At 44.3% G+C, this 20,043-nt stretch carries 12 protein-coding genes; all 12 read left to right on the forward strand.

What is annotated here, in order from left to right:
- The first annotated feature begins 1,151 nt into the window (after positions 1-1,151).
- Positions 1,152-3,047, forward strand: a complete 1,896-nt coding sequence (locus MA_RS22925; protein ID WP_011024263.1) for a uroporphyrinogen decarboxylase family protein — start codon at positions 1,152-1,154, stop codon at positions 3,045-3,047.
- Positions 3,048-3,347: 300 nt separating this feature from the next.
- Positions 3,348-3,719, forward strand: a complete 372-nt coding sequence (locus MA_RS22930; protein WP_011024264.1) for a hypothetical protein — start codon at positions 3,348-3,350, stop codon at positions 3,717-3,719.
- Positions 3,720-4,240: 521 nt separating this feature from the next.
- Positions 4,241-5,848, forward strand: a complete 1,608-nt coding sequence (locus MA_RS22935) for a TCP-1/cpn60 chaperonin family protein (RefSeq protein WP_011024265.1) — start codon at positions 4,241-4,243, stop codon at positions 5,846-5,848.
- Positions 5,849-6,515: 667 nt separating this feature from the next.
- Positions 6,516-7,619: a CobW family GTP-binding protein gene (locus tag MA_RS22945; RefSeq protein WP_011024268.1), complete on the forward strand. Its 1,104-nt coding sequence runs from the start codon at positions 6,516-6,518 to the stop codon at positions 7,617-7,619.
- A 1,083-nt stretch (positions 7,620-8,702) separates the two neighbouring features.
- Positions 8,703-9,479 carry a methanol--corrinoid protein MtaC gene (gene mtaC, locus MA_RS22955; RefSeq protein ID WP_011024270.1) on the forward strand — a complete coding sequence of 259 codons (777 nt, stop codon included), beginning with the start codon at positions 8,703-8,705 and terminating at the stop codon, positions 9,477-9,479.
- 14 nt (positions 9,480-9,493) lie between these two features.
- Positions 9,494-10,879 carry a methanol--corrinoid protein co-methyltransferase MtaB gene (mtaB, locus tag MA_RS22960; protein ID WP_011024271.1) on the forward strand — a complete coding sequence of 462 codons (1,386 nt, stop codon included), beginning with the start codon at positions 9,494-9,496 and terminating at the stop codon, positions 10,877-10,879.
- Between the two features lie 55 nt (positions 10,880-10,934).
- Positions 10,935-11,516: an acetate uptake transporter gene (locus MA_RS22965; protein ID WP_011024272.1), complete on the forward strand. Its 582-nt coding sequence runs from the start codon at positions 10,935-10,937 to the stop codon at positions 11,514-11,516.
- A gap of 416 nt (positions 11,517-11,932) precedes the next feature.
- A complete protein-coding gene (locus MA_RS22970) occupies positions 11,933-12,901 on the forward strand; it encodes a cation diffusion facilitator family transporter (RefSeq protein WP_048065977.1) in 969 nt (322 codons plus the stop codon).
- A gap of 619 nt (positions 12,902-13,520) precedes the next feature.
- Complete coding sequence (locus MA_RS22975; protein ID WP_011024274.1) at positions 13,521-15,536, forward strand: hydantoinase/oxoprolinase N-terminal domain-containing protein; 2,016 nt, start codon at positions 13,521-13,523, stop codon at positions 15,534-15,536.
- A 157-nt stretch (positions 15,537-15,693) separates the two neighbouring features.
- Positions 15,694-17,622 carry a hydantoinase/oxoprolinase N-terminal domain-containing protein gene (locus tag MA_RS22980; RefSeq protein WP_048065978.1) on the forward strand — a complete coding sequence of 643 codons (1,929 nt, stop codon included), beginning with the start codon at positions 15,694-15,696 and terminating at the stop codon, positions 17,620-17,622.
- A 139-nt stretch (positions 17,623-17,761) separates the two neighbouring features.
- Positions 17,762-18,547: a helix-turn-helix transcriptional regulator gene (locus tag MA_RS22985; protein WP_011024276.1), complete on the forward strand. Its 786-nt coding sequence runs from the start codon at positions 17,762-17,764 to the stop codon at positions 18,545-18,547.
- Positions 18,548-18,910: 363 nt separating this feature from the next.
- Positions 18,911-19,699, forward strand: a complete 789-nt coding sequence (locus tag MA_RS22990) for a helix-turn-helix transcriptional regulator (protein ID WP_011024277.1) — start codon at positions 18,911-18,913, stop codon at positions 19,697-19,699.
- Positions 19,700-20,043 lie beyond the last annotated feature (344 nt).

A 20,043-nucleotide genomic window follows, 5' to 3' on the forward strand; every position in this document is an offset into this window, starting at 1 on the left:
GGAACTCATGTTTATCAGCTTCCAACCATGCATCTGTTATGTTAAGACGAACTACCGTTTTCCGGAGTTTTACCCAAAAACCCGCCTCGTCCTCCGGGAAGGATAGCTTTAACATTTAGCCAAGAGCATTAATGGATAAATCCAGTATTTTGCCAGGATTCACTATACGACCTGGAAATTAAGGGTTTTGAAACCAGCTCTTGTGATAGTACCTCTACATTAAAGAATGGTTCTTGACACATCCTTAACATGAAATAGGATCTAAAAGTGAAAAACTTCTTTAGATCAAAACCATATCAATTATATTACAAGTATTATATTTAAATTTTGATTCTGATCGGTATAATAAAAACGAGAGATATTATATTTAAATTATCATAATAAGCAAGAAATCAAAAGATATAAAACGAAAGTCAGAGATATTTTACGGTTTTCGTATACTGAGAGACAAAATGCCTGTTTTGACACTGACTAATATAAAATTCAATGGATTCAAAAGGATGGATCAGCGGGCTGATAGATGATCAATGGACAGAGAGACGACCGTAACTTTTCAACCCGCGATTCTCCGAACAATACCCTCAAATTTTCAATGCCCTCTATTTTTTACATCCACCCTCAAAAATTAGCAGGTACTATTTTCCCAGAGATATGGGGTTTTCCAACCCCCGAATAAAAACTTCATGCTTGCAAAAAGGCCGAGAACGCAAAAGCTAAAGAAACAACAAATTTCCCCCTGGTTCTAAAATTAGAAGTCTAGTAAAAATCCATTCCACGCAAAATATAAAGAAAACTATATTTTTCCGGGAGGGAAAAAAATGCCCCTGAATCAAAAAACACTGTCGGTTAAGCTATATACCATAGAGTCAATCTGTCATTAGTGACCATTTAAACCTGAAAGAAAGAAAAACCTGTACTGGATTCAGGGAAAAATCCCAGTTTGTACCGCGGCTGAAGATGCTGATTTCCGGGAAAAAAATCAATTTTCAGGAAAAATGGTCATTTTGTGGATTAAGGAGTATTATTAGTGGATTTAGAGAATTGACGGGCTGTGGAACCCGTTAAAGACCTAAGCAAAAACAGATAGAGATCTGGAGAAAACAGGCAAAAAACTGGTTGTCCGGATTCTAATAAAAAAAGGAGATTTTTTAATGGCAAAAGAAGATATTCTGAATACTTTAGCTGATGCTGTCGTTGATGGTGACGACGAACTTGCAGAAGAATTCGCACAAAAAGCCCTTGACGAGGAACTCGACGCTTACGAAGCAATCGTTGATGGCCTTGCAAGAGGCATGAAGATCATCAGTGATATGTACGAAAGAGGAGAGGCCTTTGTCCCCAGCCTTCTGCTCGCAGCAGACGCTATGTATGCCGGGATGGACATCCTCACACCCTACATGAAAGTGGACGGAACTGCAGCCCCCAAGAATGTCATTATCGGTACTGTCGAGGGTGACGTGCATGACATCGGAAAGAACCTCGTTAAGACCATGATGACCGCAGCCGGCTTCAACATGATCGACCTTGGCTGTGACGTACCCCTTGACAAGTTTGCAGAAACTGCAAAGGAAAAGAAAGCTGCAGCCATCTCCATGAGCACACTTATGACCACAACAATGGGCGGCATGGAGACTGTTATTGAACAGCTCCAGGAAGAAGGAATCAGAGATTCCCTCATTGTAATGGTCGGTGGTGCACCTATTTCTCAGACTTTCGCAGACAGTGTCGGCGCAGACGGCACGGCCCTCGATGCAAGCGCAGCAGTCGAGACTCTTACCTCCCTTGTAAGCGAGCTGCCTTCAGACTCCTGGAGCGACTCTGCAATTGCAGCAAGCAAGATGAAGTATAAGGAAGTTCTCGCACAGAAAAGCGGCAAGGAAAAGGTAGACATCGGCAGAATAACTGCAGAGAAAATAATAGCAGAATTCGACTCCGTGGTCCCGAAGTTCAATGAAACCATGACCAAGGCAGAAAGGTTTGGTGCTGCCTTCCAGGACAAGAAGGTCGACAGACTCCCTGTAGCACCTCTCGCCTGCGGTGTATCCAGAAAGTTCGTGCCCTGCTCTTATGTTGACTACTCTACAAAGGCAGAGAAGTATGCGGATTGTGTCGAAGCAGGCATCAAATACTTCAATATGGATACCTTCGTTGGCCTGACCGACCTCTGTGTTGATGCAGCTGACTTCGGTGCAACCATCAGATACCCTGAAGAGGACACACCCGCCGCAACCGGCCACCTTGAAGACTACGAGAAACTTGAAGTCCCCGAACTTAAGGAAGGTACTCGTGCCTACAACCTGATCCAGGGCAACAAACTTGCAACCGAGAAAGCACATGCTCTCGACGCACCCATGACGGCCCTGATCGAAGGCCCGATGGTCGCTCTGACCCAGATAATGGGAGCAACCCGTGTCCTTTCCGATCTCAGGACAAACCCTGATGTTGTACTCAAGGCTCTTGACAAGACTACAGTCTATGTAGAAGAAATCATGAAGGGCATGTTCGAAGAGGCCCAGCCTGACAACCTCTGTATGGTTAACCTCTGGACAAACAACGTCATCCTCAGCGCTGACGAATACATGAAGTCCGAGGGTCAGGTCATGCAGAACAGGATTGCTCCTCTGTATAAGAAATACAATAAGCCTGTTGTTATCCACAACTGTGCCGACGCCCCACACTGGGAGCTCATAAACAAATGGAACACCGAGTACTACAGCTATACCTTCTACCCTGATGAGGCCGGGAAAGGATCCAAGGATCACAAGTACCTGATCAACAACTATGGCAAAGAAACCATGTTCGGTGGAGAAGTCAGTCCGATTGTCTTCCTGGACAACAGCCCAGAAGGCCTCCAGAAAATGAAGGCAGACACAATTGCCCTTCAGGAGAGCGTCCTGAACACTCTCAAGGAGAACGGTATGCAGTCCAAATACATGATTTCAACAGGCTGTGAAGTCCCACCAGGAGCACCCTGTGACTCCATTACTGCCCAGACCTACACCGTGGCAGAAAAGGGTCCGGAGCTCTACAAAAAGATAATCGGGTAAACCTTCTGAAGCCATTAAATACGAAAGAAGCAAGCCAGGCTTGCCAGATGCTGGATGGGCTTCCGGCCCATCCTCCCCTTATTTATCAAAATAAAAAACCGGGTTCTCGCTGTTTCTGCACCCACTGTCTCAAAAAAATGCAAGCGAACTAAAAACGAGAAAAAAAGGCACTGGGAAAGAAAAACAGAGAAAAAACGGAAATAAAAAACGAATACACACATTTGGGCCGAAAAACGCAAAAACTTCCGCAGAGGATGGCAGAGAACCTTTTCAAATATTCTGATGAAGAGGTGAAACTGGATGAGATATCGGAAATTACCCGAGCATGAGGAAAAAATGTTCTATTCGAGTCCTGTGCACCCTGCAACCTATAAACTGAGAATGAACCATTCGTCTCAGAGATTCCTCTTCCACTATTCGGTTATTAAAACGGGTACTGTGGGCTACGAATCGGGCTTAACCCCAGAATCTATAGAATATACAGAGATATGCATGGATTCCAGATCTTACGACCTTGTTGCCGAAAAATATACAGATGTGAGCACAGATTCCAGAGTTTACTATCAGGTTTCCGAACTAGACTTCACAATGGAAGAACCTGATACATACCTTGAATGCGCAGGCAGACTCTCCGAATCATCGGATACTCAGCAGTCAGTTAAGAAAAAGTAATTCGGCAGCAAGAATTTCCATATGAAATAAAAAACGACAAAAACGGCAAAACATCAAAAACAACAAAAACGGCAAAACATCAAAAACAACAAAAACGGCAAAACATCAAAAACAACAAAAACGGTAAAACATCAAAAACGACAAAAACTGCACCCACCAAAAACAACAAAAACGGTAAAACATCAAAAACAACAAAACCTCCAAACTGCACCCATCAAAAACAACAAAACCTCCAAACTGCACCCACCAAAAACAACAAAAACGGTAAAACATCAAAAACAACAAAACCTCCAAACTGCACCCATCAAAAACAACAAAAACGGCAAAACATCAAAAACAACAAAACCTCCAAACTGCACCCACCAAAAACAACAAAAACGGTAAAACATCAAAACAACAAAACCTCCAAACTGCACCCACCAAAAACAACAAAAACGGCAAAACATCAAAAACGGTACCCACCAAGATCCAACAAAAACAGCAAAACATCAAAAAAGAACCGCAGCGGCTGAGGAGAGTACATGGCAAGCGAACTGAAAACACCGGGCAACACGAGCCCTGAAAGCCAGGACGGAATGGCAAAACTGGCGCGGACGATAAGGGATAAGATCCTGATTGACGAGCCGGTAAAGGAAGAAGAGCTGATCGACCAGCTTGAAAGGGCAGCGATAGAAATTGACGAACTTCTTGGCTCATCCCTCGGCCCGAAAGGGATGAATAAGATAATAGTAAATCCGGTGGGAGATATTTTCGTTACAAGCGACGGGAAAGTCATCTTAAAGGAAATAGATGTACTTCACCCGATCGTGACCTCCCTCAAAAAGCTCGCGGAATCTATGGACAAAGCCTGCGGGGACGGTACAAAAACGGCAGTCATTTTTGCAAGCAACCTGATTAAAAACGCGGTCAGGCTTATCAGGGCAGGGGTACACCCGACAATTATTATTGAAGGGTACGAACTTGCCATGCAAAAAACGTATGAGATGCTGCAGTACAGCATAAGGCAGGCCTCAGAAGAGGACATCCGCACAACCATAATGTGCTCGGCAACAGGAAAGGGGATTGAAAGGCAGCAGGCACAGGCCGTTACGGAGATTGCCCTGAAAGTTATAAGTCACCTTTCCGAAAAACAGGCAGGAAGAATCGACCTTAACAGAAACGTTAAGATCCTGAAAAAGAAAGGCGGGCCAGAAATTGTTGCAATTGAAGGTCTGATCATGGACGAAAACCCGGCAAGAGAGGATATGCCAAAAAGCTACCAGAACCCGGCGGTCCTGATTACAAATTACGACCTCAAGATAAAAAGCGGATACTTAAACCCCCAGCACAACTTCAAAATGGATTCCGTGCAGACTGCACTCCTTTTTGAGGAGAGGAAAAAGCAGCTCTGCGGGGAAATTGCCCGGAAGATTATTGATTCGGGAGCAAATGTCCTCTTTTCCGAAGGAGATATTGACCCCTATATCGAAACTCTGCTCAGGGACAGTAATATTCTGGCTTTCAAGAAGCTAAAGATGAAAGACCTGGAAAAGCTTGCAGAGGCTACAGGTACGACCCTGATGGCACAGCCGGACGAGATTCGCCCCTGCGACCTCGGAAGAGCAGGCAGTATAAAACTTGAAAAGAAAAACGGGGAAAACTTCGTTTTCATTACCGTGAAAGACAAAGCTATCGCCACTATCCTGATCCGGGAGCCTGTGAAATACGGGCTTGACAAAGTGGAAGAAGCTGTTGATGATGCCCTGAACAATGCGGCGTTCCTCCGGAAAAACAGGGAAATCGTAAACGGAGGAGGAGCAATTGAGTTTGAGCTTGCGCATATGGTCAGGCTCTTTGCGGCGACGCAGACAGGGAAAAGACAGCTGGCAGTCCAGGCATATGCCGAGGCCCTCGAAAAAATTCCTGTGATACTTGCCAGAAATATAGGAATGAATGAAATAGATGCAATGGCGCAGATGAGGAATTCGTATGCAAGAGGACTGGAGGCAAGGATAGACCTATCAAGAAAGGTAACGGACAGGGGACCTGAAGTCTACGACTCGGCAACGGTAAAGAAACTCGCAATTATTGCGGGTACGGAAACGGCAAAAAAAGTACTCAGGATAGACGAGATAGTGCCTAAGAAGTAAAACAGGCATGGAAGCATAAATCCGGAAAAGGGAGCCGGTAAAATTCAAAAATATCACGCTGATGACAATGCCACTCCCTCTCCAAGGGCATTGTTGTCATATACACCAAAAAGAAGTTAGACCTGCAATACTCTTTTCCGGAAAGGCACAGATTTGCCATTTCAAAATGCCTTTCCGGAAGGGTGTCTGAACCAGGAAAAAACTCTGAATAGGCGATATACTCCGGTTTTGCCATTTTCCGGGAGATTACTGCCTAGAAGCCGGAAAAACGACTTGATACTCAAAACCTGAATCACCTCTCAAAAAGAGTATCAAAGGAAAAAATTCAAAGAAAAAAATCAGGAGAAAGGCCCTTTTCAAACCCTTTTGCCATTTAGGGTTTAAAGGAAAGAATGTGAAACCTGAAGCATAGGACAGGTAGCCCCATCTACTGCTAACCCCAGGCAGGAAAGGGGTAATATTCCTGCCCTTATGATGTATGAGGCAGGCTATTAGCACAATAATTTAACACTATAATAATACTGCTGACAGACAGCGATATTCCGGTAATAATGTCCGGTTCTTACCTGATATTTGATTTAACCTTACGTGACGTTCAATCCTACCGGTATTCAATTATTATCGATATTAAATTTTTACCTGAAGGCATGAAAAAGAGGGCAGAGCCATGAAATGCATGATAATCGGAGGCTTCCTCGGAAGTGGAAAAACGACAACAATAAGAAAACTTGTCGAGTACCTTGGAGCCCGGGGGCAGCGAACGGCAATCATTGTCAATGAGATAGGAGAAATAGGAATCGACGGGGATATTATCTCGGGAGGGGAAGTGGAAACCCGAGAAATTACAAGCGGATGCATTTGCTGTACCCTGAGAATCAGTATGGAGCAGACCCTGAGAAACCTTATGCTCACCTATAGTCCGGATACTATTATAATAGAGCCCACAGGGATAGCCTTCCCAAGACAGATAAAAAGCAATATCGAAAGCATGGATCTTCCGGAGATTAGTATTACTCCGATCGTAAATCTTGTAGACCCCTCCCGCCTGAGCCCGAACGTAGAAGACCTGCAGAATTTTGTTCGAAATCAGATAGAAGATGCCGAGATCCTGGGCATAAACAAAGTAGACCTCATAGGGCAGGAAAAACTTCTGGAGACCTGTCTGCTCCTCCGAAAATTAAACCCGAGAGCAAGGATTGTTCATTTCTCAGCCAGGCAGGGAGGAGAAGGTCTTGACAAATTTTTCGGGCTGATAGGGGTAAGCAACAAGGATAAAACTGCCTCCGAAGTGAGAAATTCAGTAAAAGCAAAGAACCCAATTGAAGAAAGAAACTCCGTTGAAATGTCCGGGGTTTCGGCTTACTCAACCGAGTTTGAGATTACTTCGCAGGAAATACCTCTTGAAACGGCGGTCTCTGTTTCGGGGCAAATTCTGGACAGCATAAGAACTAGAATGACACAACTGAACCCTGAATTTACAGGACATATTAAAGTTTCCTTTGCACACAAAGAGAATTTTGTAAAGGGAAGCGTGACTTCAGCACATGAAAAACCCGAAATTGAAATCCTCAAAAAAGAAAAGAATCCCAGCTCAAGGCTAAAGATACTCTCTGCGGTGACATCCGTGCCCAGAGAAGAACTTATCAGAACCGTGGACACAACGGCAAGTGGGCAACTGGAAGACAGGAAGCTCTCATATAGAAAGGTGGAAAAAAGCAATCACGGTTACAGTCAGGTTCCGATTAGCATCCTTAAACAGAAGAACTTCTGAAGGAAGGATATTTCCGGTTGAGGAAAGCTGCGGCCTGACACACAAAAACTTTATATAGGTTAAAATTGTCCTCGCTCCTTGCCCGAAAGAGTCACCTGTAGAGAGAGAAAAAATGCTCTTTCAGCCTTCCAGAAAAACCTGGCTTCAGGATTGTAACAGTTTATGGAAAATATCCGGAAGTTTTGCCTCTGAAAAAATCAAAAACAGAGCTGCAATAACCTACCAGGGAAAAAGTTCACCTATATTTTAAAAAACGGCCGAAAAAAGGCAAATGATTTGATTTAGTCGGAATAAGGGACAAATTAAAGCCAGGAACTTTAAAAATTCACATAATATATTGGAAAGAAAATAGAAGTTCCGGAAAAAAGGAGAAAAATATTGAGTATGTTAAACTTACTTTCATGCTTCCAGGAGAAAGTCCCAATGTATCAGATTTAGTCTCATTAAAGATTCCAGATAAAACAAATCTACTTGATAACCTCCATAGCTCGAATTAAAGCCTTCAGCTCTTCAAGGCCCGCAAGAAAAAAATCCCCCCCGGGACAGAATAATTGCCCGAGAAATTTTGATCCCATTGATCAGAACAATGGAAACAAAAAAACAACTCTTTTTTATAAAATCATTTGCGGAAAAAATTGGATCTAGAATTATAAAATTATAGCTGCGCAAAAATTAGCACAGGTGAAGGTATATGCGAGGAAATCCAACTGTCATCTGCAAGTGAATTCCCGAGTTGCAAGGGAGTACACCTTTCAGTAGTTAACTGGGAAGAAAAGGGCTATTGGCACCTAAAAAGAAAAACTGGAGCCCTGTAATCAGGAAATTCAGTACTCATTTATAAGGAGCCTGAAAAACAGGAAAAAAGGGCCTGTAATTCGGCACACTCGTGCAACCAGTACACCAGAAAAGGTTATCCATATCCCCCACAATGAAAAGAATTCGATCTGGAGGTTTTCGAATTCGTTTACGTTGTTTTGGATATATTTAGGAAGAATATATCTGAATGAGAGGGAAGATGCAACTTGCATGGTCTCAGATCTGAGCAATCTGAGATCGCTTCATTATTAAAATGGAGGTTAAAATATGTTGGATTTGACACTGGAAGACATCGATGGCATATTAGTACGCTATAACGTCGCCCTCGAAAAGGAAATGACCCCTGACGAAGCGGCAGAAGAGCTTTACCCGAAGGACGAACTCATCTACCCAATTGCAAAAGCAATCTACGAGGGAGAAGAAGACGACGTTGTTGACGCCCTCAAAGCCGCAATCGATGCAGGCAAGAAGCCAATCGACCTTATAAACGATGCCCTTATGATAGGCATGGGTGTTGTATCCCAGCTCTACGACGAAGGTATCATTTTCCTCCCCAATGTGATGATGTCTGCAGACGCAATGCTGAACGGTATTGAATATTGCAAGTCCCAGACCACCGAAGTGCCCGCGCCAAAGGGCAAGGTCGTCTGCCATGTTGCAGAAGGTGACGTCCATGACATCGGAAAGAATATTGTTGCTGCCCTCCTGAGAGCTGCCGGTTATGACGTAACTGACCTTGGCAGAGATGTCCCTGTTGACGAAGTCATTGAAATCGTTGAGAAAGAAAAGCCAATGATGCTGACAGGTACTGCTCTCATGACAACCACCATGTACGCATTCAAGGAAATCAACGACAAGCTCCTTGAAAAGGGAATAAAACTGCCCTTTGCATGTGGTGGCGGTGCTGTGAACCAGGACTTCGTTGCTCAGTATGACCTCGGAGTTTATGGTGAAGAAGCTTCAGACGCTGTGAAGATTGCTGATGCAATCATTGCAAGCGGAGACGACATCGAGAAATTAAGAGAGGAATTCCACAAGCACTAATCGGAGGGAGCAAAATGGTAAAGAAATACACTTCAATGGCTTACGCTAAAGCAGATGACATGCTCTTTGGGAACTCAAAATACCCAGTAAAGGCAGGGCTTGGCCTCGAGATCGGTGCTGGATACACAACTCCTGAACTGAACTATGCTCCGAGACCTCAGGCAGGCAAGTCCAAAGACAAACTCGTAAAAGAATACGAAAGGATTACCACCGACGCAATGGCAAGAATGGTCCAGATCGGTGCACCCTCCATCGTACTCGAAACCGAACACGTCGAACAGATGTCCAACAACCCCGACTGGGGAGGCGCTGTTGCACACGCCCAGAAGACCATCATGGAAGAATACCACGATGAATACGGCATAAAGTGCGCCCTCCGCCACACCATCGGTGACATCCGTGAAGACCGTGACTACCTCCAGCTCAGAGGAGACAAGTACAGCACCTTTATGGAAGCCTTTGAGCAGTGCGCCCAGAACGGTGCAGACCTGCTTTCTGTTGAGTCAATGGGTGGTAAGGAAGTATTCGACTACTCCATCCTCAGGAACGACACTGCAGGCATCCTCTTCGGTATCGGTGTGCTCGGCAGTATGGACATGGAAATGGTCTGGTCCGACATTGCCGACATCGCAAAGAAGAACGGCGTAGTTGCAGCCGGTGACACCGACTGTGCCCAGGCAAACACTGCAATGTTCATCGCAGGCGGTCTCCTTGACAAGAACCTTGCCCACACCATCGCAATCGTTGCAAGGGCAATCTCTGCAGGAAGGTCCCTCTGTGCATATGAAGCAGGTGCAACCGGCCCCGGAAAGGACTGCGGATACGAAAACACCATCATAAAATCCATCGCTGGTGTGCCAATCGCTCAGGAAGGTAAGACATCAACCTGCGCCCACTCTGACCTGATGGGTAACCTGACTATGCAGTGCTGTGACCTCTGGTCCAACGAGTCCGTTGAATACCACGGTGAATTCGGCGGTACAACCGTTCAGTGCTGGTCCGAGACCCTTGCATACGACTGTGCAATGATGAACACTTCTCTTAAACTCGGAAAGGCAAAAGATCTCAGAGACATCCTCACCCTCTCTGACAAGTACAGAGACCCACAGGGATATGTCCTAGCCTATGACAACGCCTACAAAGTTGGAGAGGCAATTGCAAAGAACGGAGACAACAACTACCTCCGTACAAAGGCAGCTGCAATCGAGTGCTGTAACATTGTAGAAGAAGGCATCAACTCCGGCAAGCTCAAACTTACAAGGTTCGAAACCAATGCTCTTGCAAAGGTTAAAGCTGACCTTGAAGCCCTTACCGATGATGCTGACAAGTTCATGAGTGACAACCTGACCAAATTCAAACAGGAAGTTGCAGTTTTCAAGACAGAAAACTACGGGCTCTAAGCCCTAAACTTCTTTTTTTTAATTTTTTTCAAAAAATGGCTTCAGGGGAATAATCATGAGCGAAAACGCAGCTTCTACAATAATAATTGATAAAACCGCAAACGCCGCACCTCTCGGCTTTACCGGGCTGGGCCTCGCTGCAGTTCTGTTAAGTCTGAGCTACATTGGTGTGTACCCTGTGGGGTCAATGATTGTCTCCATGGCAATATTCCTGGGAGGATTTGCCCAGGTATTTGCAGGAATCATGTCCTGGAAGAAAGGAGATATTTTTGCAGGAACGGCATTTTCAGCATTCGGGCTTTTCTGGTTCTCACTGGCAGGACTGATCGTAATGCCAGCAATGGGCTGGATTGAAGCCTCATCTGGAATCGCTATGGCCGCATATCTCTTCATCTGGGGTGTGTACACCTTTGTTATGTTGATCATTACAATAAAAATAGGAGTCAAAGCCCTCCAGTTTGTATTTGTAACATTATTTATACTGTTTATGCTGCTGGCCGTTGTAAACGCAACCGGAAGTGCCGGGCTGCTTGTAGTGGCTGGATACGTTGGACTTATTATGGGCCTTGCATCTATGTATACGGCTCTTGCCATGGTAATGAATGAAGTCCATGGGAAGACAGTTGCTCCACTCTGAAGATAAAGTAATGACAACATTACACCCCTCAGTATTAGAAAAACGATTGGAAAAACGATTGGAAAAACGGAACCTGAGGAAAAACACACACCAACCTCGACGACCTACAAAACCCGTAAAAACAGCAGGGCAAAAACAGGACAGAAAGCCCTAAAAAATTTCCAACCCTTGAAAACACAGATTAATCTAATCTGTGTTTTCAAAATACATACCCTCTCCGAAATCTACTGATCTTAGTGGCCAAGAATGCTGCTTCATGTACCGCGTTATGGAAAATGTAGGCGTTCGAGGCTTCCTTAACATTTTCGATTATCGTCTTACCATTTTCAATTACCGTATAATTACTCTTTTAGACCTTTTTGAACGGTCCCGCTTATGAAGGAGGATTCAAAAAATTCATCAACGGTGAGTTTCGGATGAAAGCGGAAAAAAATTTGAATAAAACCCGGAACATCTCGTATGCAGGACTCTTTTTCAGCCTTGCACTAACTATTTTCAAATTATTTGCAGGACTGCTGGGACACAGTACAGCACTTCTTGCGGATGCGGTCCGTTCCTTTTCAGAGCTAATTAATGAGCTCGTAAAACTTCTTGACCTTTCTATTGCCGGCAAACCCGAAGATTGGAGCCATAATTACGGGCATGGCAAAGTCGCGACTCTCGTTACGGGAGCGGGAGCATGTGTGCTCCTGTTTGCAGGCATCCAATCAGCAAGTCTGGCCTCAGGAGAGCTGCTTATGTTTATTCAGGGAAAAGAGACAGAAGCACCTGAACTGTTTGCACTCTCAGCAGCTGCTTTCGCCCTTGTATCAAAAGAAATTATCCCTCTTTTCAGCAGGCTAGCCTGGAAACAAACAGATAAAAGTTTATCAGAAACTGATATTTATACAGGAAACTCTCGGCTCAAAAGTTTAGGGCTTTCCTGTTTTGTTACTCTGGGCATAGGATGTACATTTCTCCCCGGAAAGAACTGGGCTGTGACGGATTCTCTTATTGCGGTTCTTTTAAGCCTTTACCTCCTCGGATCATCGGGCAGGCTCCTCTACGGTACTGCCAACGAACTCATAGAAGCTTCCCTCGATGAAGAAAATAATCGGAAAATCAGGGAGATAATAAACCGGACAGAAGGAGTATTGGGTTCGGGAGAACTTAAAACCCGGAGAATAGGAAACGGGATTGCAATCAATGCCTGTATTACTGTAAATAGCTCTCTTAACATTCAGGAAGTTGCAGAGATTGCAGACCTGGCGGAGGAGAGACTTAAAAAAGCCTATGGGGAGGGCATATATACCCTTATAAAAGCAGAACCTGCCCTCGAGAGGAATTGTTCTTTCCAGAAAAAGCCCAAGATTTCCAAGGAAGGGGGAAATAAGATAATAGTATAAACGAGGAGGACAAAACAACCAGCCAAAAGAAATATAAACACAAAAAAATAAAATAATAGAAAAAATAATAAGATGGAGAAAAAAATAAATCCGAATGCGTAAACGAGAAAAAATCGCATTCTGAAATTAGCGTTTTGATCCCTTCAACTTCTAACTTTTATCCATTAAATTAAACTGCTGCCAGGACAAGAGAAAATCCTTCTGGATTTTACAGGGTTAAAAAGATATTATTCAACTACTCAACATTCAATTATTCACATCCGGTTATAACTCAACATTCAACTACTCACATTCAACTACTCAACATCCAATTGTTACTCATATTCAACTACTCATATTCAACTACTCAACATCCAATTATTACTCAACATTCAACTACACAGGTTTCATCAGAATCAGATATCCATTTAGCTACTACATGTTTAACAACTATTCAGACTTTAATTATAATAGCAGACTTCAACAAGTACCGAACCTAGCTGTAAACCATAGCTTGAAACCTTACCGGGTTGAAGATTACTGGTTTAATATTATACTAAATACACCACCCAGAAACGGATAACTTTCCGGAAAACCTGAGGAAGCTACAATCCAATTCACAAAAGAGGTAAGTAAGAAAATGCACTTCAGTCTTGGAATAGATGCAGGGGGCACCTATACTGATGCCGTTATCATAAGAGATTCTGACGGAGCAGTAGTTGAGTCGAGCAAAGCCCTGACGACTTATCCCGACCCTCTGCCGGGGATGAAAAACGCGATCGATAGACTGGACACTGGCTATCTTAAGGATATAAAGCTCGTATCCGTATCTACTACCCTGTCCACAAATACGATTCTGGAAAGCACCGGATTTCCGGTCGGGCTGATCATGATAGGGGACTATGTGATCCCCGAGAAACTTCCTACAGACTACTGGGTAGCAGTCTCAGGCGGGCACGACAGCGACGGAGAAGAACTAAAAGTTCTGGATCTTGATTCTGTGGAAGAATTCGCCCTCAAAGTAAAGAGTAAGGTTTCGGCTTTTGCAGTTTCCTCCTACTTCAGCAACCGAAACCCCGAGCATGAGCTTGCGGTCAAAAAAGCGGTAAAGGACATTACCGGACACCCTGTAGTATGCGGGCATGAACTCTCCCAGGACCTCGGAGCCTATGAAAGGGCTATAACTGCTTTTCTAAACGCCCAATTAATCCCGATTACCCATAAGTTCATCCAGGCAATAATAAGAGAATTCGAAAGCCGCGGAATCAACGCAAACATGTTGATGTTAAAATGCGACGGGTCGGTGGTCGGAATCGAGGAAGCCCTGGAAAAACCCATCGAAACTATCTTTTCAGGGCCTGCAGCAAGCCTTGTGGGCGCCTCCCACCTAAGCCGGCTTAACACATGTGCCATGATTGACGTTGGGGGCACGAGTACGGACGTAGCCATGATGCAGAACGGGCTCCCGGAACTCAGCAGTGCAGGGGCGGTAGTAGGAGGCTGGCAGACCCGCGTAAAAGCTATTCGTATGGAGACTTCGGCAACCGGAGGAGACAGCCACGTCTGGCTTAAAGGGGACAGGATCAATGTAGGACCCCGCCGGGTTATTCCTCTCTGCAGGGCTTCTGTCATCTACCCCGAATTCAGAGAGAAACTCAAGCACAATAGGGTAGCAAAAGGGTATCTCTGCGAAAACATCCAGGTAACGAAATTTTTTGTCCGCACGGGTTTCAGGCCTATCGAGCTGAAAGCAGGAGAACGGGAGATATACAAACATATCGGAAAAGAACCCGTTTCCTTCGGAGACCTGCTCATTGCGCTGAAAAAACGCCCTTCCCCTTCAATGCTCGATTCGCTCATACAGAAAAGGCTGATTCAGGCCATAGGTTTTACGCCCACCGATGCCCTGCATGTCCTTGGAGAGTATAACGAGTGGGATACGGAAGCTGCAAGAATAGGAGCCCACATGCTCGGGAGACCCCTGAAGCTAAGCCCCGAGGATCTCAGTGCTGAAGTAAAGCGCAGGGTTGCGCACAACATTGCCGAAGACCTTATCACATACCTGATCGAGGGAATGCCCAGAAATGAAATTGATAGGGTACTTCTTGGAAAGAACTTCGCGCGCTTCAGGGTAGAAATTCCCGTTGTTCTTCTCGGAGGCCCTGTAGGGGCATACGTAGAAGACCTGAGAAAACTGATTAATGCCGAGTTCATAGTTCCCGAACACGCTGATGTCGGCAATGCTGTTGGGGCCCTTGTAGGAAAAGGAATTAAAAGGGTAGAGATCCTCATAAAAACAAGACTCGTCCCCAAATCCAGGGAAGAAAAATCTGAAGAAGATGAGGAATACGGCGTAGCTCCGGAGAGTGAAGTTATAGAAAGTGCCCTTCAACAGGAAAAGAAAAACGAGTACATTGTGTTTTCTCCGACGGAGAGAAAGAAATTTGAGGTCTACAATGAAGCTCTGGAATATGCAGAAAAGCTTGGGAAACAGTTTGTTATGGACTACATGATCGGGGCAGGGCTTGGAAAAGAGGAAATAAGGATAGAGGTAAGCAGGAAACACCTGGCACCCCCCGGCTGGACCGGCGTGCCTCTGGAAACAAAATTTGTGTATGTAGGGGTAGGTGTTCCGAAGAATTCCCTGACAGTCTAAAGGAAAAAGATAGGAAGAAATGTGAATTGCTGCACATTATAAGTAGAAATATATATCTTGAAACATAACTTTACAAATCCGGCTAAAAAGGGAATTAATACAGCTAAAAAAAAGATAGATCACCTAAAATAGAGTAAAAAATGGGGCTGTTTTGACAATGCAATATAGTCTGGGTATTGACGCAGGTGGGACATACACTGATGCAGTTATCTTAAGGGATTCGGACAGCCGGATCCTGGATACAAGCAAGGCGATTACCACCTATCCAAACCTGATGACCGGAATACGGAACGCAATTGACAAGTTAAACCCGGAATATCTCAAGCAAGTAAAACTCGTGTCGGTTTCAACAACTCTCTCGACAAATACAATCCTTGAAAGAACCGGATACCCTGTTGGCCTGATCCTCGTAGGGGACTATACCATACCAAGAGAGCTGCCAGCCGACTACTGTATTAAAGTGAGAGGGGGACACGACAGCAATGGAGACGAACTCCATCCCCTTGACCTTACAGCTGTAGAACAGTTTGCAGTGAGTCTCAAAAAGAAAGTATCCGCATTTGCCGTTTCTTCCTATTTTAGCACCCGAAACCCTGAACACGAGTTAAAGATTAAGGATGTAATCCTCAAACTTACGGGGCATCCGGTGGTCTGCGGGCATGAGCTTTCCCAGGAACTCGGAGCCTACGAAAGGGCAGCAACCGCAGTCTTAAATGCCCAGCTAATTCCCATAACATACCAGTTTATCCATTCCATCATGAATGAAGTGAGGGAAAGAAACCTTGATGCGAAGGTTCTGATGTTGAAATGCGACGGCTCGGTCATAGATATAAAAGGTGCGAAACTGCGCCCGATTGAGACTATTTTTTCAGGCCCCGCTGCAAGTATTATGGGAGCTTCACACCTTTCAGGACTTGACACCTGTGCGGTAATCGATGTTGGAGGAACAAGCACGGATGTCTCCATAATTAAACGCGGTGTACCCGAGCTCTGCGAAAAAGGGGCAGTTGTTGGCGGCTGGCAGACACGCGTAAAAGCTATAAAAATGGAAAGCTCCGCAAACGGGGGAGATAGCCACGTGTGGTTCAAAAAATGCATAAGGATAGGCCCGAGAAGAGTCATGCCACTCTGTTTTGCTGCGGTAAATTACCCTAACTTCAAAGAAAAGCTTGAGAAAAATCCCATACCGTTGAGAACCATGCTCAACGAGCATATCCAGCCCACCAAGTTTTTTGTCAGAACCGGAGTAATACCTGTCAACCCCACAGAGAGCGAGAAGAAGCTGCTGGAAGTTATAGGCGAGGAACCTCTTTCTATCCACGAAATATTAAATAAAATGAAGCGTTTTCCTTCTCCTGCAGTCCTGGATTCCCTGCTCAACCAGCGGGTTATCCATGCAATAGGCTTTACACCCACCGATGCCCTGCACGTCCTCGGGGAATATACGGAATGGGATGTAGAAGCTTCCCTGATAGGAGCCAAAAAACTTGCCCGCTTCACTCAGCTGGGGGTGCACGCCTTCTGTAAGAAAGTAAAGCAGCAGGTTGCCAGAAATATGGCTTACAGTCTTATGTCCTTTATAATGGAAGGCAGGGGAAAAGATGGAATAAAGATGATGCTGGAAGAAGAAGTCCCTGTCCAGTACAAAGTAAATATCCCCATAGTTCTGCTGGGCGGACCTGTAAAAGCCTACTATGGAGAACTGAAAGGTCTTATTGATGCGGATATTATTGTTCCCGAACAGGCTAGAGTGGGCAACGCTGTCGGAGCTCTTGTAGGAAAAGGGATTAAAAGAATTGAGATAACTATCAGACCTTACTCGATGGAAAACCCGGACCAGAATTTCCTTGTATTTACTCCGGTAGGAAGAAAAAAGTTCGAGCAGTACAGGGCTGCCCTTGAATACTCTCAAAAAGCCGGGGAAGAATTGATCCTGGATTCCCTGAAGGATTTCGGGCTTCCGGAAAGTTCAATAAAGATAGATACCAGCATAGAGTATCTAGTGCCTCCGGGATGGAAGCAGACCCCGATGGAGACAAAGATGACGTTTGTGGGAGTCTGTACTCCAGGTTTTTCAACGGACTAATCTTTACAGTTGTGTCCCCAGAAACAGGTAGTTTGAAAAATGCCGGTGAAATTGAAAAAGAACAGCCAAGGAACCAGCCTGCCGGAAAGAAGGCTCGGCAGCATATCGCAGCACATAATACTGCAGGAAGTAGGGAGATATGGAATCTTCACTTATTGATCTTGTTTTCCGCTCCGATAAAAGAAAAAACCTCCTTATATTGCTGGATAGCGGCTCAAAAAACATTGATGAAATCAGGGATGAACTGGATGTTACTGCCACTTCAATTCTCCCCCAGATAAAGAAATTGATAGATAGCGACCTTATCGTTCAGGAAGACCGGATGTACAAGCTCACGGTACTCGGAGAGTTCATAATCAAGAAGGTGAAGCCTCTGATCAGCGCCCTTGAGGTTGTGGAAAAAAATAACTCTTACTGGACAGGACATGACCTGAATTCGATCCCCCGTCACCTGCTCGAAAGAATCGCAGAGCTTGGAGACTGCGCTCTTATAGAGCCGGACCTGAACCACATTTATGAGCCCTCCCAGAAGATCATTGATAGCATGGCCAATGCAAAAATGGTTTCAACCTTTGCTTCATATTTCAATCCTGCCTATCTGCCTCTGTACGTTGAACTTGGCAGAAAGGATGCCGAACTGTCTCTTAATTTTACGCAGTCTGTCTGGGACCATCTCTCAAACGAGCACTCAAATATGATAGAAGAGTTAATGAGCATGGATAACGTGAGCCTTTACATCTCTAAAGAGGGAATAAAGCTAACCGAAATTACTGTTACTGATAGAATAATGCTCCTTGGGCTCTTTGACAAAAATGGAAAGTTCGACCAGCAGTTTATTATGAGTTTTGAGCCTGCTGCCCTGCGCTGGGGCCAGGAATTATTTGACTATTTCAAGAAACTTTCCAAGCAGGTAAATAAGATATAACTTGAAAAAGACCATATAAAAGGAAAGGCACAGATGAATTCCCCAACTTATTTTAAATATATATACTGTAGCGATCCCCAGACATGTGAAAAAAAGATAAAGAAAAGTTTTGCCGGATGAGGCTCAGACATGGGGCCATCATAACAAAAAATCATGAAAAATAATTATATATCTTATAGTGGTAGTTTGTTACGTTAAAATGGCAATTTTCGGAATGTCCCCATAGTTACTAACCTGAAGGTACTTTTTCCATTAAAAGTGATAATGGCGAGGAAGAAAAGAAAGAGAAGTGCATATACTTCTGGTATAGAGATATATACAATGTTAGATATAACAGGATAAAAACATAAGAGAGGGAATCAGATGGAATCATCATTACTGGATGTTCTCTTTCTTTCAGAAAAAAGGAAAAACCTCCTTCTGCTACTTCTGGGCGGGCCCAAGACTATCGAGGAGATTAAGAATACACTGGATGTACGTTCAAGCCCGATAATGACTCAGATAAAGATCCTGATGAAGCAGGACCTGATTGTAGAAAACAACAGGCTCTACAAACTTTCCAGTATCGGAGAGATTCTTGTCCCCAAAATGAGAGCAATCCTTGAAACCTTCAATGTCTTCGATAAAAACCACGATTACTGGATAAACCAGGATATGACTTCAATTCCCCCTGAATTTCTGGATGAGATAGGAAAGCTTGGAGATTATATTGAAGTAAACCCTGACCGAAACCACGTGTTCGAATACCCGAAAGAAGTCGTAAAACACCTTTCCGAATCCGAGAAGGTAATGATCTCGTCTTCTTTCTTTCTTCCGATCTATCCTTCGCTCTGTATAGAGCTTGCAGCAAAGGGTACGGACATCACCCTCGTATTCACGGAGTATGTTTATGACAGGATGCTCAACGACTACAAAAAAGAGCTTGAACATTTCCTGAACTTAAAATACACCAAACTCTATGTATGCAACAACAATAATATGAAGATCGCATCAAGTATTGTCACAGAGAAATTTATGGCCCTGTCCCTCTTTTGCAATAGCGGGATCTATTACAACCATAACCTCGTGAGTTTTGACGAAAGCGCACTTAAATGGGGAAAAGAACTTTTTGACCACTATAAAAGTATGGCAAGGCCGATTACAAAGGTCTGAAAGAAAACCATTCTCTGTAAAATTTCTTCTATTAAAACTCTTTCCGTTAAAGTTCCGAATTTGAAATAACTTTTAAACAACTAGCTCTTAAAAGGTAATACCCTTTCAAGCAGTTGAAGGCTATTTTTCCGAAAAGAGCATTTTTGCAACAATCCGTATATTTTTTCCTTAAGGGTTCATAAAGAGCCTGAGGCTTTGCCTGTAAACAGGTAGTGAGGCTGTCATTCGGTTGCTGTCCATGCAATCGCTTAACAAATATCTGTCACCTCATGTAACGGTTAATCCTCAAACCCTGTCCGACCACGCAGAAGTCTGCTGATATCAGAAGAAAAAAGCGGCTCTGT

It is taken from the genome of Methanosarcina acetivorans C2A (assembly GCF_000007345.1).
Taxonomy (GTDB): domain Archaea; phylum Halobacteriota; class Methanosarcinia; order Methanosarcinales; family Methanosarcinaceae; genus Methanosarcina; species Methanosarcina acetivorans.

What these genes read in the sequence shown, in the direction of transcription:
- MA_RS22925 (WP_011024263.1), top strand. Translation starts at nt 1,152, where the DNA reads ATGGCAAAAGAAGATATTCTGAATACTTTAGCTGATGCTGTCGTTGAT.
- MA_RS22930 (WP_011024264.1), top strand. Translation starts at nt 3,348, where the DNA reads ATGAGATATCGGAAATTACCCGAGCATGAGGAAAAAATGTTCTATTCG.
- MA_RS22935 (WP_011024265.1), top strand. Translation starts at nt 4,241, where the DNA reads ATGGCAAGCGAACTGAAAACACCGGGCAACACGAGCCCTGAAAGCCAG.
- MA_RS22945 (WP_011024268.1), top strand. Translation starts at nt 6,516, where the DNA reads ATGAAATGCATGATAATCGGAGGCTTCCTCGGAAGTGGAAAAACGACA.
- mtaC (WP_011024270.1), top strand. Translation starts at nt 8,703, where the DNA reads ATGTTGGATTTGACACTGGAAGACATCGATGGCATATTAGTACGCTAT.
- mtaB (WP_011024271.1), top strand. Translation starts at nt 9,494, where the DNA reads ATGGTAAAGAAATACACTTCAATGGCTTACGCTAAAGCAGATGACATG.
- MA_RS22965 (WP_011024272.1), top strand. Translation starts at nt 10,935, where the DNA reads ATGAGCGAAAACGCAGCTTCTACAATAATAATTGATAAAACCGCAAAC.
- MA_RS22970 (WP_048065977.1), top strand. Translation starts at nt 11,933, where the DNA reads ATGAAAGCGGAAAAAAATTTGAATAAAACCCGGAACATCTCGTATGCA.
- MA_RS22975 (WP_011024274.1), top strand. Translation starts at nt 13,521, where the DNA reads ATGCACTTCAGTCTTGGAATAGATGCAGGGGGCACCTATACTGATGCC.
- MA_RS22980 (WP_048065978.1), top strand. Translation starts at nt 15,694, where the DNA reads ATGCAATATAGTCTGGGTATTGACGCAGGTGGGACATACACTGATGCA.
- MA_RS22985 (WP_011024276.1), top strand. Translation starts at nt 17,762, where the DNA reads ATGGAATCTTCACTTATTGATCTTGTTTTCCGCTCCGATAAAAGAAAA.
- MA_RS22990 (WP_011024277.1), top strand. Translation starts at nt 18,911, where the DNA reads ATGGAATCATCATTACTGGATGTTCTCTTTCTTTCAGAAAAAAGGAAA.